Genomic DNA, 15,130 nt, shown 5'->3' on the forward strand with positions numbered 1-15,130 from the left:
TCGCGCCCCTGTTCCAGGGGGCCAGCCTGACGGCCAAAGACGCGATTACCCCCGCCTGGATGCAGGACGCCGGCAAGCCGCTGATGATCTCCCTGGAAGAGCAGAACCAGGTGGCCATGCGTGTTTCCGACAAGGGCCAGGTGCTGTTTTTCGACATCGACAGTGGCGCTGAGCTCAAGCGCGTCGATCTGCCGGTTCCGGCCGGTGCCAGCGTAACCTCCATCGGCGAAGACCAGCCCGGTCACCCATTGGTGGCGGTAGGGCTGTCCAATGGCCAGGCGCTGGTGTTCCGTCACACCTATAAAGTCAGTTATCCGGATGGCAAGAAAACCATCAACCCGGCCATCGAGTACCCCTACGGCGAAGCGCCGATCGCGGTGAACGAGGCGGGCGGGGCGCTGGAGCATGTCAGCCTCAATGCCACCGATACCACGCTGATGCTGGTGGGCTCCACCGGGTCGCAACTCAATGTGCTGTCGCTGACCAGCGAAGAGAACATGATGACCGGTGAAATCACCAGCGAGCAGAAGCGTATCGAGCTGCCGCAGATGACCGAGCCGGTGAAGCACATCTTCGTCGACCCGCGTCAGCAGTGGCTGTACGTGATTAACGGTCGTGCCCAAGCCGACGTGTTCAGCCTGCGCGACCGCAGCCTCAACGGCCGCTACAAGCTGCTGGAAAACGGCGAGGCGCAAGTCACCGCCGCCACCCAGCTGGTGGGCGGTATCTCGCTGATCATCGGCGATTCCAGGGGCGGCCTGGCCCAATGGTTCATGGCCCGCGACCCGGATGGCGAGCAACGCCTGAAGCAGATCCGCACCTTCCAGATGGGCAGCACGCCCATCGTTGAAATCACTGCCGAAGAGCGTCGCAAGGGCTTCATCGCCCTGGATGCGTCCGGCAAGCTCGGCGTGTTCCACAGCACCGCGCACCGCACCTTGCTGGTGGACCAGGTGGTGGACGGCCAGGGCCTGTTCGGCCTGTCGCCCCGGGCCAACCGCGTGATCGTCGAAGCGGGTGGGCAGATCAAACCGCTGCTGCTCGACAACCCTCACCCGGAGGTGTCCTGGAGCGCGCTGTGGAGCAAGGTCTGGTACGAGAACTACGACGAGCCTAAATACGTCTGGCAATCGACGGCGGCCAACACCGATTTCGAACCGAAACTGAGCCTGTCGCCGCTCACCTTCGGCACCCTGAAAGCCGCGTTCTATGCCATGTTGCTGGCCGCACCCCTGGCCGTTGCCGCCGCCATCTACACGGCGTACTTCATGGCGCCGGGCATGCGCCGCAAGGTCAAACCGGTGATCGAGCTGATGGAAGCGATGCCGACCGTGATCCTCGGCTTCTTCGCCGGCCTGTTCCTCGCCCCGTATGTGGAAGGGCACCTGCCGGGCATTTTCAGCCTGCTGATGCTGCTGCCGATCGGCATCCTGATCGCCGGTTTCAGCTTCAGTCGCCTGCCTGAGTCGATTCGCCTGAAAGTTCCGGACGGCTGGGAAAGTGCCCTGCTGATTCCGGTGATCCTGTTTGTGGGCTGGTTCTCGTTGTACATGAGCCCGTTCATGGAGAACTGGTTCTTTGGCGGTGACATGCGCATGTGGATTTCCCACGACCTAGGTATCACCTACGACCAGCGCAACGCCCTGGTGGTCGGTCTGGCCATGGGCTTTGCGGTGATCCCGAACATTTACTCCATCGCCGAAGACGCCGTGTTCAGCGTGCCGCGTGGCCTGACCCTGGGCTCCCTGGCCCTGGGCGCCACACCGTGGCAGACCATGACCCGCGTGGTGATCCTCACTGCCAGCCCGGGCATCTTCTCGGCGCTGATGATCGGCATGGGCCGCGCGGTCGGTGAAACCATGATCGTGCTGATGGCCACCGGTAACACCCCGGTCATGGAAATGAACCTGTTCGAAGGCCTGCGCACCCTGGCCGCCAACGTCGCGGTGGAAATGCCCGAGTCGGAAGTCGGCGGCAGCCACTACCGCGTGCTGTTCCTCTCGGCGCTGGTGCTGCTGTTGTTCACCTTCGTCATGAACACCCTCGCGGAACTGATTCGTCAGCGTCTGCGCAAGAAATACTCGTCGCTTTAAGAAAGGTAGAAGTCTGTGAAACAGAACTCCCTGAAAGGATGGTTCAAGAGCGGCGCCCCTGGCGTCTGGATCAGCGGTGGCGCGGTGTCCATCGCGGTCATCATGACTATTGGCCTGTTGGCGGTGATCGCCGTGCGCGGTCTGGGTCACTTCTGGCCGGCGGATTTGATTCACGCCAGCTATGACGTACCGGGCCAGGGCAATCACCTGGTCGTCGGCGAGGTGGTACAGAAGGAGGAAGTGCCGCGTGCTCGCCTGAAAAGTGCCGGCCTGCCAGTGCCCGATCAGGGCCCCGAGTTCATGACCCGCGAGCTGATCAAGGTCGGCAACCGTGACCTGAACGGCAATGACTTCACCTGGATCGTCGGTGACTGGCTGACCCAGCAGACCACGCCACCCGAGTTGATGGCCATCGAGCGCCGCGAGTGGGGCAATTTCTACGGTTACCTGGTCAACGTCAAAGAGGGCGGCAAGGTCGTCGCCGAAGGCGAAGCGGCGTGGCCGGAACTGCAAGCGCGGATCGATCGGGTGAACCAGCTCGCCGCCCAGCTCAAGACCCTTGAGAAGTCCGACATCGGCGCGATCAACTCCGGCCTCGAACGCATCCGCCTGCACGGTCGCAAGCTGGAGCTGGAAGGCAACATGAGCGCGGCTGCGCAAGCGGACATGGAATCCGAGCGCGCCGAGCTCAATGCCCGTTACCAGGACATCGAAGCGCGTCTGACCGATCTGCACGCGCAGTTCAATCGCGACTCGCTGACCGCTCGTGACGCCAACGGCAAGGAACTGGAAATCAGCCTGGGCAAGGTGGTTCATGCCTACCAGCCGAATGCCATGGGCACGTTCACCAAGATCGGCTTCTACTTCAGCAAGGTCTGGGAGTTCCTCAGCGACGATCCGCGGGAAGCGAACACCGAAGGCGGGATCTTCCCGGCGATTTTCGGCACCGTGATGATGACCCTGATCATGGCCATGATCGTGACGCCGTTCGGTGTGCTGGCGGCGGTGTACCTGCGTGAGTACGCCAAACAGAACACGCTGACCCGGGTGATCCGCATCGCGGTGAACAACCTGGCGGGCGTTCCGGCGATCGTCTACGGCGTGTTCGGCCTGGGCTTCTTCGTCTACGTGCTGGGCGGCTCGGTCGACCGCTTGTTCTTCCCCGAAGCGCTGCCGGCACCGACCTTCGGTACGCCGGGCCTGCTGTGGGCCTCCCTGACCCTGGCGTTGCTGGCGGTGCCGGTGGTGATCGTGGCTACCGAAGAAGGCCTGGCGCGGATTCCCCGTACGGTGCGGGAAGGCTCGCTGGCCCTTGGCGCGACCAAGGCGGAAACCTTGTGGAAGATCGTGCTGCCCATGGCCAGCCCGGCGATGATGACCGGCATGATCCTCGCCGTGGCCCGCGCCGCCGGCGAAGTGGCGCCGCTGATGCTGGTGGGCGTGGTGAAACTGGCGCCGTCGTTGCCACTGGACGGCAACTACCCGTACCTGCACCTTGACCAGAAAATCATGCACCTGGGCTTCCATATTTATGACGTCGGCTTCCAGAGCCCGAACGTCGAAGCCGCACGGCCGCTGGTGTACGCCACCGCGCTGCTGCTGGTGCTGGTGATTGCGACGTTGAACCTGTCGGCAGTGTGGATCCGTAACCACCTGCGCGAAAAATACAAGGCGCTGGATAGCTGATTTCTGTGCGGGGGCGGGCAGGCCCGTTCCCACACTGGAGCGCATCCGCAGGAATATTGATGAGCATTGCGACAAGCAGTGTTCCGAACCGAATTTGTCAGCACAGGGAGCCTCCCATGCAGCACGAAACCCATACCCACGGCATCAACATGTCTGCCCTGGGTCGCGACAAACAGAGCCTGAACCTGGCGCAGGAAACCGTGGCCATCGAAGTGCCGGGCCTGAACCTGTTCTACGGCGACAAGCAGGCGCTGTACGACGTCAGCATGAACATCCCGAAACAGCGCGTGACGGCGTTCATCGGCCCGTCCGGCTGCGGCAAGTCCACGCTGCTGCGCACCTTCAACCGCATGAACGACCTGGTCGACGGCTGCCGCGTGGAAGGCGAGATCAGCCTCTACGGCACCAACATCTACCGCAAGGGCGAGGACGTGGCCGAGCTGCGTCGCCGGGTCGGCATGGTGTTCCAGAAGCCCAACCCGTTCCCGAAAACCATCTACGAAAACGTGGTCTACGGCCTGCGCATCCAGGGCATCAACAAAAAACGCGTGCTCGACGAAGCGGTCGAGTGGGCGTTGAAAGGCGCGGCGCTGTGGGACGAAGTCAAGGACCGCCTGCACGACTCGGCACTGGGCCTGTCCGGCGGTCAGCAGCAACGTCTGGTGATCGCGCGCACCATCGCCGTGGAACCGGAAGTGCTGCTGCTCGACGAACCGTGCTCGGCACTCGACCCGATCTCCACACTGAAGGTCGAAGAGCTGATCTACGAGCTGAAATCGAAGTTCACCATCGTCATCGTGACCCACAACATGCAACAGGCTGCTCGTGTTTCCGACTACACGGCGTTCATGTACATGGGCAAACTGGTGGAGTTCGGCGACACCGACACCCTGTTCACCAATCCGGCGAAGAAACAGACCGAAGACTACATCACCGGTCGCTACGGCTAGGACATCGTGGTTGCTCACTGAACTGACGCTGCGGTCCACCGCACCTTACCGGACGCCCCAAGGACGCCAACAATGATTAGTAAAGAAGGCCTTACCCATCACATTTCCGCGCAGTTCAACGCCGAGCTCGAGGAAGTGCGCAGCCACCTCCTGGCCATGGGCGGGCTGGTGGAAAAGCAGGTCAATGACGCGGTCACCGCGCTGATCGAGGCTGATTCCGGCCTGGCCCAGCAGGTGCGCGAGATCGACGAACAGATCAACCAGATGGAACGCAACATCGACGAAGAATGCCTGCGCATTTTGGCCCGTCGTCAGCCGGCGGCGTCCGACTTGCGTCTGATCATCAGCATTTCGAAATCGGTGATCGACCTCGAGCGCATCGGCGACGAATCGACCAAGATCGCCCGCCGCGCCATCCAGCTGTGCGAGGAAGGCGAAGCGCCACGCGGTTACGTCGAAGTGCGCCACATCGGTGACCAGGTGCGCAACATGGTGCGTGACGCCCTGGACGCCTTTGCCCGCTTCGATGCCGACCTGGCGTTGTCGGTGGCGCAATACGACAAGATCATCGACCGCGAATACAAGACCGCCCTGCGTGAGCTCGCCACCTACATGATGGAAGACCCACGCTCTATCTCGCGGGTCTTGAGCATTATCTGGGTCCTGCGCTCGCTGGAACGCATTGGCGACCACGCGCGCAATATCTCTGAGCTGGTGATTTATCTGGTGCGCGGCACCGATGTGCGTCACCTGGGCCTCAAGCGCATGAAGGAAGAAGTTGAAGGCACAAGTGGTGAAACCGCTAATGTTCCGGGCGAAGCTGACGATAAATAAGATTGCCCTAGTAAAGCGCCCGGTCTTTTGGCCGGGCGTTTTTGTTCACGGGGCTGGATTCGACAGCAGCACCCGCGAACGAAAAGTCCCGGCGTGACTGAAGGTTTATGGCGAAGTGCCATCAGTAAAGCGGTATGCTTGCCAGGATTTTTTAAAGGGGTGATGGATGAGTAAGGTCAGTGTGTTGGTCGTGGACGATGCGTCGTTCATTCGTGACCTGGTGAAGAAGTGCCTGCGTAACTACTTCCCGGGCATTCGCATCGAAGACGCCATTAACGGCAAGAAGGCCCAGGCCTTTCTGGCGCGGGAAGCGTTCGACCTGGTCCTGTGCGACTGGGAAATGCCGGAAATGTCCGGCCTGGAACTGCTGACCTGGTGCCGCGAACAGGACAACCTCAAGACCATGCCCTTCGTGATGGTGACCAGCCGTGGGGACAAGGAGAACGTCGTCCAGGCGATCCAGGCTGGCGTTTCCGGTTACGTCAGCAAGCCGTTCACCAACGAGCAACTGCTGACCAAGGTCAAGCAGGCGCTGAACAAGGGCGGCAAGCTCGATACCTTGATGAACAGCGCACCGACCAAAATGAATTCGGCGTTTGGCAACGATTCGCTGAACGCACTGACCGGCGGCAAACCTGCCGTGGCCGCCGCTGTGTCGGCGCCTTCTGCGGCGCCAGCACCGGCCGCTGCAGCCGCTGCCCCCTCCCGTGGTCTGCTCAACAGCCCGCCGGTGAAAGCGCCGACGCCAGCGGCCAGCGCCGCCAACGGCGGGCGTGGCCAGGGTCAGTTGCGCCTGCCCAATGGCGTGCAGCAATGCGTGATCAAGGCCCTGAGCCTCAAGGAGGCGCTGTTGGTGGTCAAGCGCGCCGAAGCGCTGCCACAAGTGCTCGACAGTGCCGTGCTCGACCTGGAGCAGGGCGACAACGCTGAAGTTGCGCGCCTGAACGGCTACCTGCACGCCATCGTGGCCCACGAGCAGAAACCCGACAGCGAATGGCTGCAACTGACGTTCCGCTTTGTCGACAAGGACGCGCAGAAGCTCGATTACCTGTCCCGCCTGATCGCCCGTGGGACGGCGCAGAAGCACTTCGTCCCAGGCGCATGATCCTCGTCGCCTGACAATCCGCCTTCGCGCGCCGGCTCGCTGCCACGGGGAAATGCGTTTCCTTGTGGGGGCGAGTCGGGCCTTGCGAAGGGGTCCTCCAGCAGCCCGCCCTGCCTCGTTTCACCCTCCGCCTATCCGATAACTCAACGCTCGTCGGCGGTGCAACTCGCACTGCAACCTCTGCCGACTACCCGGGTCCATTGCAGCTGCTAGGCTCTTTCCCAGGTCCTACTCGACAGAATTCTGCCCATGCTCGCGCGACTGATGTTTTTCTGCGGTCTTTTCATGGCTTGCGCCCAGGCGTCGGCCATGACGATCTACAAGTCCACCGACGCCAACGGCGTGGTCTCCTATAGCGACCGCCCCTCGAAAGGTGCCCAGGTGTTCACCTTTCGTGATCGCATGGTCGAGCACCTCGAGCGCCAGGTGTACCTGGTCATCACCAAGAAAAAGGGCGCAGACAGCGTCTACGTGCGCAATGACCTGTATGCGCCGGTGGAGATCGAGTTGAGCTTTGCCGGGCTGCAGAACGTCAACGGTGCGCCGAGCCGGCCGATTCGCCGGGTCATGCCCGCTCGCAGCAGCATTCGCCTGGCGCTGCTCACGGCGATGAACGCCGAGAAGCCGCTGGCCTATGTGCCCAGGTTCGAATATTCCCTGGGCGACCCCTCAGGGGCTGCCCTGGCCTATCAATACCCATACCCCTGGCGTGGCGGGCCGTTTCGCCTGAGTCAGGGTGCCAATGGCCAATACAGCCACTTCGGGCCCAGGAACCGCTACGCCATGGACATCGCGATGCCCGAGGGCACGCCAATCATCGCGGCGCGCGGCGGGGTGGTGGTGAAAACCGAAAATGCGCAGACCGGGCGGGGCAGCGATCCGGCGGGCAATTTCGTCCGGGTGCTGCACGATGACGGGACGATGGGCGTGTACCTGCACCTCAAGCAAGGCTCGGTCAGCGTTCGCGAAGGGCAGCGGGTGTCGGTAGGCAGCCCGTTGGCGCTGTCGGGCAACACCGGCAACAGCAGCGGGCCGCACCTGCATTTCGTGGTGCAGCGCAATACCGGGCTGGGGTTGGTCTCGATTCCCTATCAGTTCAAGCAGCCGATGGGGAGTCTGCCGAACTTTGCGCTCGGCAAGCAGTGAGGGGGATTCTGGTTTATCGCGAGCAGGAGTAACGTCATCCCTGGTGGGAGCGAGCCTGCTCGCGATGAACGCGACGCGGGGTAAATCCGAACCCCTCAATCAAGCATCAACACCTTCGCCAGAATGATCTTCGGCCCCTTCATCTTCTTGATGATGATCCGCAGGCCTTCGACTTCCAGCACTTCTTCCTCTTCCGGCACCCGTTTCAGGGATTCGTAGACCAGACCGGCCAGGGTTTCGGCTTCGACGTGATCCAGGTCGATGCCCAGCAGCCGCTCGACCTTGAACAGCGGGGTATCGCCACGCACCAGCAACTTGCCCGGCTGGTAGGCGAGGATTCCGCGCTCGGCCTTGCGGTGTTCGTCCTGGATATCGCCGACCAGCACTTCCAGCACGTCTTCCATGGTCAGGTAGCCGATGATGTTGCCATCGGCTTCTTCGACCAGGGCAAAGTGCGAGCCGCCCTTGCGGAACTGCTCCAGCAACTGCGACAACGGCATGTGCCGCGACACGCGTTCCAGCGGGCGGGTCAGTTCAGCCAGGTTGAACGACTCGGGAATGTGGTCCAGGGCCGCCAGTTCCAGCAGCAGGTCCTTGATGTGCAGCAGGCCGACGAACTCCTGGCGGTCGCTGTCGTACACCGGGTAGCGGCTGAACTTGTGGCGACGGAACATCGCCAGGATTTCCTTGAGCGGCGCATTGAACTCCAGGGTCACCAGGTCTTCGCGGGAGTTGGCCCAGTCGACCACTTCCAGCTCGCCCATTTCCACCGCCGAGGCCAGCACGCGCATGCCTTGGTCGCTCGGGTCCTGGCCCCGGCTGGAGTGCAGGATCAGTTTCAGTTCTTCACGGCTGTAATGGTGTTCGTGATGCGGACCGGGCTCACCCTGGCCGGCGATCCGCAGGATGGTGTTGGCGCTGGCGTTGAGCAGGTAGATCGCCGGGTACATGGCCCAATAGAACAGGTACAGCGGGACGGCAGTCCACAACGACAGCAGTTCGGGTTTACGGATGGCCCAGGATTTCGGGGCCAGTTCGCCGACCACGATGTGCAGGTAGGAAATGACGAAGAACGCGGCGAAGAACGACACCCCCTTGATCACTTCGGGCGACTGCACGCCCACGGTTTCCAGCAGCGGTTCGAGGATGTGCGCGAAGGCCGGCTCACCGACCCAGCCCAGGCCCAGGGAGGCGAGGGTAATACCCAGCTGGCACGCCGACAGGTAGGCATCGAGCTGACTGTGAACGGTGCGCAGGATGTGCCCGCGCCAGCCGTTCTTGTCGGCGATGGCTTCGACCCGGGTCGAGCGCAACTTGACCATGGCGAATTCCGCCGCAACGAAAAAGCCGTTGAGCAAAACCAGGATCAAAGCAAAAAGAATCATGCCGAAATCGGCGAAGAGTGTCGCGAGGGTCAAGCCAGGGGAAGGGTCCATGATGGAGTTTTGCGGGTTCCGTGTATTCGAAAAGGGATCAATGACATGCCTGAAAGGCAGGCACAAGTCAGCCAATGTAGCGGCTGACTTGTCGATTGCCTAGTGGCGCGTGCTGGCCGGTATCAGTCGGTCATGCTGATCGCCCGGGATTTGCTGACCTGTGCCGGGGCGAAATGGCAGGTGAACGTACTGCCGTGGCCCGGCACGCTGCTGATTTCCATGCGGGCGCGGTGGCGCAGCAACACGTGCTTGACGATGGCCAGCCCAAGCCCGGTGCCGCCGGTGTTGGAGTTGCGGCTGGAATCGACCCGGTAGAAGCGTTCGGTCAGGCGCGGCAGGTGTTTGCTGTCGATGCCGATGCCCGAATCCTGCACGCTCAGGTGTGCGCCTTGTTCGTCGCCCCACCAGCGAATGCGGATGTTGCCCTCGGCCGGGGTGTACTTCACCGCGTTGAACACCAGGTTGGAAAACGCACTGCGCAGTTCGGCCTCGCTGCCCTTGAGGTTGATCGTCGGGTCGGCTTCCAGGGTGATGCGCTGGTTTTTCTGCCCGGATAACTGCTGGGCGTCGCTCTTGATCGACTGCAACAAGCTCTCGACGGCCACGGGGTGGTTGTCCGACGGGTAATCGGTGGCTTCCAGCTTGGCCAGCAGCAACAGGTCGTTGAGCAGCGTCTGCATGCGTCCGCCTTGTTGCTGCATTTGCTGCAGGGCACGGCTCCAGCGCGGGTTCACCTCGTCGACGTTGTCGAGCAGGGTTTCCAGGTAACCGCAGATGACTGTCAGCGGTGTGCGCAGTTCATGGGACACGTTGGCGATGAAGTCCTTGCGCATCTGTTCCAGTTGATGGATGCGCGTCACGTCGCGCACCAGCATCAGGTGTTCGTTGTTGCCGTAGCGGGTGATGTACAGCTGAATGCGCACGCGGTCGTTGGTCGGTGAGGGGATTTCCAGCGGCTCGGCGTAGTTGTCCTGCTCGAAGTATTCCTTGAAGCGCGGGTGACGCACCAGGTTGGTCACCGGCTGCCCGCTGTCCTGCGGCGTCTTGAGGCCCAGCAGGGTTTCCGCCGCGCGGTTCCACCACTCCAGGTTGCCGTCGGTGTCGAGCATGATCACCGCGTCTTTCAGAGCGGCCGTGGACTCCTGGACCCGGTCGATCACCGCTTGCAGGCGCCCGCGTACCCGTTGGTCGCGACGCTGCAGGTGATAGATGCTGTCGAACACTTCGCCCCACAGGCCATAGCCGTCGGGCGGTGCTTCATCGGGTTTGTGCAGGCGCAGCCACTCGTGCAGACGCAACAATTGCTTGAGGGTCCAGGCCAGGTAAAGACCCAGGCCTGCGGCGAGGCTCCAGCCGTAATAGCCGGTAATCAGGCCGATCACCAGGCAAGCGGTGACCAGTAGCAGCATGTGGCGAATGAGGATGCCATGCCAGTTTTGGTTCACGTTAACGCGCGTCCTTGTCAGCTTGTCGGGCGGGAAGGTCCGGATCAGGCTTTGGTGGAGAACCGATAGCCGGTGCCGCGCACGGTTTGTACCAGATTTTCGTAAGCATCACCGAGGGCTTTGCGCAGGCGACGAATGTGCACGTCCACGGTGCGCTCTTCAACGTAGACATTGCCGCCCCAGACCTGATCCAGCAACTGGCCGCGGGTGTAGGCGCGTTCCTGATGGGTCATGAAGAATTGCAGCAAGCGGTATTCGGTGGGGCCCATTTCGGCCGGCTTACCGTCGATGGTCACGCGGTGGCTGATCGGGTCCAGCAGCAGGCCGCCGACTTCGATCGGTGCCTCGCCATCGGTTGGCCCGGCACGGCGCAGCACGGCCTTGAGACGTGCCACCAGCTCACGGGGGGAAAACGGTTTGGTGATGTAGTCGTCGGCGCCGACTTCCAGGCCCTGGATCTTGTTGTCCTCTTCGCCCTTGGCCGTAAGCATGATGATCGGGATATCCCCGGTCAGCTCATCGCGTTTGAGGCGGCGGGCCAGTTCGATGCCGGAGGTGCCGGGCAGCATCCAGTCGAGCAGGATCAGGTCCGGCTTGCGGTCGACGATAATGGCGTGAGCCTGCTGAGAGTTCTCGGCCTCCAGGCAGTCATAGCCGGCCATTTCCAACGCAACGGCGATCATCTCGCGGATGGGCGCTTCGTCGTCGACGATCAGAATGTTCCTGCCAACCATGCCATTAACCCTCTTGTCATTTAACTGTCTTGCGCCGCATTAGATAACGGAATTATTGCAGTCGTGTGACAACATTTTAGCTGCACGGCGATTGTGGCGTTCCTGAACTATTCTCTAAGTCCGAATCCTGACAACCACAAAAGAAGGTTTCCATGACTCACTACTCGCAATCCCTTAAAGCCCTGATGCTGGCCGCTGCCCTTTCTGTGCCGGCAATGGCCTTCGCGGCGGAGCCTGCGATGATGCAAGGCGGAGTGATGACCGACCACAAGGGAATGACCCTGTACACGTTCGACAAGGACACGGGCGGCAAGTCGGTGTGCACCGGACAGTGCGCTGAAAACTGGCCGCCACTGGAGGCCAAGGCCGGTGACAAAGCCGATGGCAAATGGACGATCATCACCCGTGACGACGGCAGCAAACAGTGGGCCTACGACGGCAAGCCGCTGTACTACTTCATGAAGGACAAGGCGCCGGGCGACAAAACCGGTGACAAGATGAAAGACGTCTGGCACGTCATCACCAACACGGGTCCGAAAATGTAGGAACTGTTCCGCTCCCGGACTGTTATCACCTGTGGGAGCGAGCCTGCTCGCGATGGACGTCAACGATGACGCGGGGTAACTGAGAGCCCGCGGCGCCTGCACGACCTTCGCGAGCAAGCTCGCTCCTACAGAAATCGTGTTGGTTTAGCGCAACGCGTAATCCAGCATGATCCCGACGAAAATCGCCAGCCCCGCCCAGTGGTTATGCAGGAACGCCTTGAAGCAACGCATGCGGTCCTTGCCCCGGGTGTACCAGAACTCCCAGGCAAAACAGCCCGCCGCTACCAGCAACCCCAGGTGGAACCACACGCCCAGCTCGAATTTCGAACCGGCCAGCAGCAGGCAACCCAACGCCAACCCTTGCAGGGTCACGATGATCACCCGGTCCGCTTCGCCAAACAGGATTGCCGTGGATTTGACCCCGATCTTCAAGTCGTCGTCGCGGTCGGTCATGGCGTAGTAGGTGTCGTAGCCCACCGTCCACAACAGGTTGGCGATCCACAGCAACCACGCCACCGCCGGCAACTCGCCGGTCTCGGCGGTGAACGCCATCGGCATCCCCCAGGAAAACGCCATGCCCAGGACCACCTGCGGGTAGTAGGTGTAGCGCTTCATGAACGGGTACGTGCACGCCAGGGCCAGGCCGCCGAACGACAGCCAGACCGTCGCCGCGTTGGTGCACAACACCAGCAGGAAACTGATGCCCATCAGCACCGCGAAAAACACCAGGGCTTCGCGCGAGGTGATCTTGCCGCTGACCAGCGGCCGTTGCTCGGTGCGCTTCACATGGCCATCGACCTTGCGATCCGCCCAGTCATTGATCACGCAACCGCCGGCACGGGTGAGCACCACACCGAGCACGAAAATCACCACGTTGGCCACGGACGGCGAACCCTCGCCGGCAATCCACAGCGCCCACAAGGTGGGCCACAGCAGCAGGTAGATGCCGATCGGCTTGTCCATGCGCGTCAGCTGAATGAAATCCCAGGCCCGTGGGTTCAAGCGGTTCAGGGACTTGAGCAGGCTCTGGTACATCAGCAGTTCTCCGGGTGGGCGCGGGTGGCGAGCCACAAGGTCGGCAGGAAGATTTCGGCCACCAGCACGCTCAAGGCGCCACGGTCGAAGCGCGAGCGGCGTCCCCACAACTGCGGTGCCCGGGACTCCGGCGGCAGCCAGGCCTGAGGGTAGTGACAGACCTCGATGGCGCGCCGCGCAAACGCATGATCACAAAACAGCAACTCGCCCAGCGAACGGCTGCCCAACTCATCCATGTGCAACCCGTCGCCCTGCAACGCGCTGCGTGCCGCCACACTGCGGGCGAACACCCAGGCTTCGCCGTGGCCGCGCAGATACACCTCGCGCACCCAGCCCTCGCTGCCTTCGGCCAGGTCCAGCGCCATGCACTCGTCGGCGCGCAGCGTTTGCCAGCCTTCGAACAGCGGCGTGACGCTGAAACCGTCGTTCGACAGGCGGATCAGCCGTCGGGTCAGCGAGCCTTCATCGAAGAGCCAGTCCAGCGTAGTGGCGTCGGGGAGGGGGTTGAGTTGGCTTTGAAGCAGCCATTGCGGGGCGGTTGTGTGTTGCACAATGAGTCATTATTGGCAGCAAATGAGGCGGCGAGCTTACCATGGCAGCTCATCATTTTGAGTGATCGGGCGGCCCGGAGCGTCGAACAGGCTTGCATCTGCGAGGCACGATCAGTACAAAACGCCCTGAGCCGGATGGCAACGCTGCACCATCGACCGTCCGCGCCGGCAATGCGCCTGAACCTGAGGAAGTAGCTGAATGAAAAAGTGGCAATGTGTGGTCTGCGGGCTCATTTACAACGAAGCCGACGGCTGGCCGGATGACGGCATTGCGCCGGGCACCCTGTGGCAGGACGTGCCGGAAGACTGGCTGTGCCCGGATTGTGGCGTCGGCAAGATGGATTTCGAAATGATCGAAATCAACTGAGACCTTTCAAGGAGCAAGGAATGAACGCACCTGTCGTGATCGTGGGCACTGGCCTGGCGGGCTATAACCTGGCCCGCGAGTTTCGCAAGCTCGATGGCGAAACCCCGCTGCTGCTGATCACCGCCGACGACGGGCGTTCCTACTCCAAGCCGATGCTGTCCACCGGCTTTGGCAAAAACAAGGACGCCGACGGCCTGGCCATGGCCGAACCGGGCGCCATGGCCGAGCAGTTGAAGGCCGAAGTGCGCACCCACACCCGCATCAGCGGCATCGACCCTGGCCACAAACGCTTGTGGATCGGTGAAGAGGCGGTGAGCTACCGCGACCTGATCCTGGCCTGGGGCGCCGAAACCGTGCGCGTGCCCATCGAAGGCGATGCGGCGCACGCCGTGTTCCCGATCAACGACCTCGAAGACTACGCACGCTTCCGCGCCTTTGCCGCCGGCAAGCGTCGGGTGTTGCTGCTGGGTGTCGGCCTGATCGGCTGTGAATTCGCCAACGACCTGATCCTCGGCGGGTATGAAGTGCAACTGGTGGCGCCGTGCGAGCAGGTCATGCCGATGCTGCTGCACCCGGCTGCCGCCACAGCGGTGCAGGCCGGGCTGGAAAGCCTGGGGGCGCGCTTCCACCTCGGGCCGGTGCTCAACCGCTTGCAGCGCGTGGCGGATGGCCTGGAAGCGCACCTGTCGGACGGTCAGGTCATCGCCTGTGACGTCGTGGTCTCGGCCATCGGCCTGCGCCCGCGCATCGACCTGGCGGCTGCCGCAGGTCTGCAGGTCAATCGCGGCGTGGTCGTCGACCGCCACCTGAAAACCTCCCACGCCAACATCTACGCCCTGGGCGACTGCGCTGAAGTCGACGGGCTGAACCTGTTGTACGTGATGCCCCTCATGAGCTGTGCGAGAGCGCTGGCCAAGACCCTCGCCGGCAACCCGACGGCGGTGAGCTACGGGGCGATGCCGATCACCGTCAAAACGCCGGTCTGCCCGTTGGTGGTTTCACCGCCGCCACGGGGTTCGGAAGGCGTCTGGACGGTCGAAGGGCAGGGCGCGGACGTCAAGGTGCTGTGCCGCGATGCGGCCGGCAAACTGCTGGGTTACGCCCTGACCGGCACCGCCGTGATGGAGAAACTGGCGCTGAACAAAGAACTTCCACCGCTGCTGGCGTAAATAGCGGGCGTTCTGTCGCAATCACCCCTCTTTT

The 15,130-nt window shown here is 62.3% G+C and carries 14 protein-coding genes; 9 read left to right on the forward strand and 5 right to left on the reverse strand.

The window, feature by feature from the left end; translation table 11 throughout:
* Positions 1-59 precede the first annotated feature (59 nt).
* The 6 genes from ACM6IM_RS21890 (at position 60) to ACM6IM_RS21915 (ending at position 7,814) form a co-directional block, all read left to right on the forward strand.
* The gene (locus tag ACM6IM_RS21890) at positions 60-2,093 is read left to right on the forward strand and encodes an ABC transporter permease subunit (protein WP_192307375.1); all 2,034 of its coding nucleotides are present in this window, start codon (positions 60-62) and stop codon (positions 2,091-2,093) included.
* A gap of 15 nt (positions 2,094-2,108) precedes the next feature.
* Entirely contained in the window at positions 2,109-3,779 is a 1,671-nt protein-coding gene (gene pstA, locus ACM6IM_RS21895) for a phosphate ABC transporter permease PstA (protein WP_192307168.1), read from the forward strand.
* A gap of 116 nt (positions 3,780-3,895) precedes the next feature.
* Entirely contained in the window at positions 3,896-4,729 is an 834-nt protein-coding gene (pstB, locus tag ACM6IM_RS21900) for a phosphate ABC transporter ATP-binding protein PstB (RefSeq protein WP_414866301.1), read from the forward strand.
* A 72-nt stretch (positions 4,730-4,801) separates the two neighbouring features.
* A complete protein-coding gene (phoU, locus tag ACM6IM_RS21905; protein ID WP_192307166.1) occupies positions 4,802-5,563 on the forward strand; it encodes a phosphate signaling complex protein PhoU in 762 nt (253 codons plus the stop codon).
* A 166-nt stretch (positions 5,564-5,729) separates the two neighbouring features.
* Positions 5,730-6,668, forward strand: coding sequence for a response regulator (locus ACM6IM_RS21910; RefSeq protein ID WP_414866302.1), 939 nt, complete (start codon positions 5,730-5,732; stop codon positions 6,666-6,668).
* A 249-nt stretch (positions 6,669-6,917) separates the two neighbouring features.
* The gene (locus ACM6IM_RS21915) at positions 6,918-7,814 is read left to right on the forward strand and encodes a peptidoglycan DD-metalloendopeptidase family protein (protein WP_414866303.1); all 897 of its coding nucleotides are present in this window, start codon (positions 6,918-6,920) and stop codon (positions 7,812-7,814) included.
* A gap of 95 nt (positions 7,815-7,909) precedes the next feature.
* Here ACM6IM_RS21915 and ACM6IM_RS21920 read toward each other — a convergent pair whose 3' ends face one another.
* The 3 genes from ACM6IM_RS21920 to phoB form a co-directional block, all read right to left on the reverse strand.
* The gene (locus tag ACM6IM_RS21920) at positions 7,910-9,250 is read right to left on the reverse strand and encodes a hemolysin family protein (RefSeq protein ID WP_192307161.1); all 1,341 of its coding nucleotides are present in this window, start codon (positions 9,248-9,250) and stop codon (positions 7,910-7,912) included.
* A 122-nt stretch (positions 9,251-9,372) separates the two neighbouring features.
* The gene (phoR, locus tag ACM6IM_RS21925; RefSeq protein WP_263864721.1) at positions 9,373-10,659 is read right to left on the reverse strand and encodes a phosphate regulon sensor histidine kinase PhoR; all 1,287 of its coding nucleotides are present in this window, start codon (positions 10,657-10,659) and stop codon (positions 9,373-9,375) included.
* Between the two features lie 80 nt (positions 10,660-10,739).
* Positions 10,740-11,429, reverse strand: a complete 690-nt coding sequence (phoB, locus tag ACM6IM_RS21930; RefSeq protein ID WP_192307159.1) for a phosphate regulon transcriptional regulator PhoB — start codon at positions 11,427-11,429, stop codon at positions 10,740-10,742.
* Positions 11,430-11,581: 152 nt separating this feature from the next.
* On the opposite strand from phoB, the gene ACM6IM_RS21935 reads away from it, so the two are divergent.
* The gene (locus ACM6IM_RS21935; RefSeq protein ID WP_371049742.1) at positions 11,582-11,974 is read left to right on the forward strand and encodes a hypothetical protein; all 393 of its coding nucleotides are present in this window, start codon (positions 11,582-11,584) and stop codon (positions 11,972-11,974) included.
* A gap of 144 nt (positions 11,975-12,118) precedes the next feature.
* Here ACM6IM_RS21935 and ubiA read toward each other — a convergent pair whose 3' ends face one another.
* Entirely contained in the window at positions 12,119-13,009 is an 891-nt protein-coding gene (ubiA, locus tag ACM6IM_RS21940; protein ID WP_414866304.1) for a 4-hydroxybenzoate octaprenyltransferase, read from the reverse strand.
* The gene (locus tag ACM6IM_RS21945) at positions 13,009-13,560 is read right to left on the reverse strand and encodes a chorismate--pyruvate lyase family protein (protein ID WP_192307156.1); all 552 of its coding nucleotides are present in this window, start codon (positions 13,558-13,560) and stop codon (positions 13,009-13,011) included. The genes ubiA and ACM6IM_RS21945 overlap by 1 nt, the downstream gene beginning before the upstream one ends.
* Before the next feature lie 199 nt (positions 13,561-13,759).
* Between ACM6IM_RS21945 and ACM6IM_RS21950 the strand changes: the two genes are divergently transcribed.
* Both ACM6IM_RS21950 and ACM6IM_RS21955 read left to right on the forward strand, forming a co-directional pair.
* The gene (locus tag ACM6IM_RS21950; RefSeq protein WP_007954349.1) at positions 13,760-13,927 is read left to right on the forward strand and encodes a rubredoxin; all 168 of its coding nucleotides are present in this window, start codon (positions 13,760-13,762) and stop codon (positions 13,925-13,927) included.
* Between the two features lie 20 nt (positions 13,928-13,947).
* Positions 13,948-15,096 carry an NAD(P)/FAD-dependent oxidoreductase gene (locus tag ACM6IM_RS21955; protein WP_414866305.1) on the forward strand — a complete coding sequence of 383 codons (1,149 nt, stop codon included), beginning with the start codon at positions 13,948-13,950 and terminating at the stop codon, positions 15,094-15,096.
* The last annotated feature ends 34 nt before the right edge of the window (positions 15,097-15,130 follow it).

This window comes from Pseudomonas sp. IT-P12 (assembly GCF_949767465.1).
Classification (GTDB): domain Bacteria; phylum Pseudomonadota; class Gammaproteobacteria; order Pseudomonadales; family Pseudomonadaceae; genus Aquipseudomonas.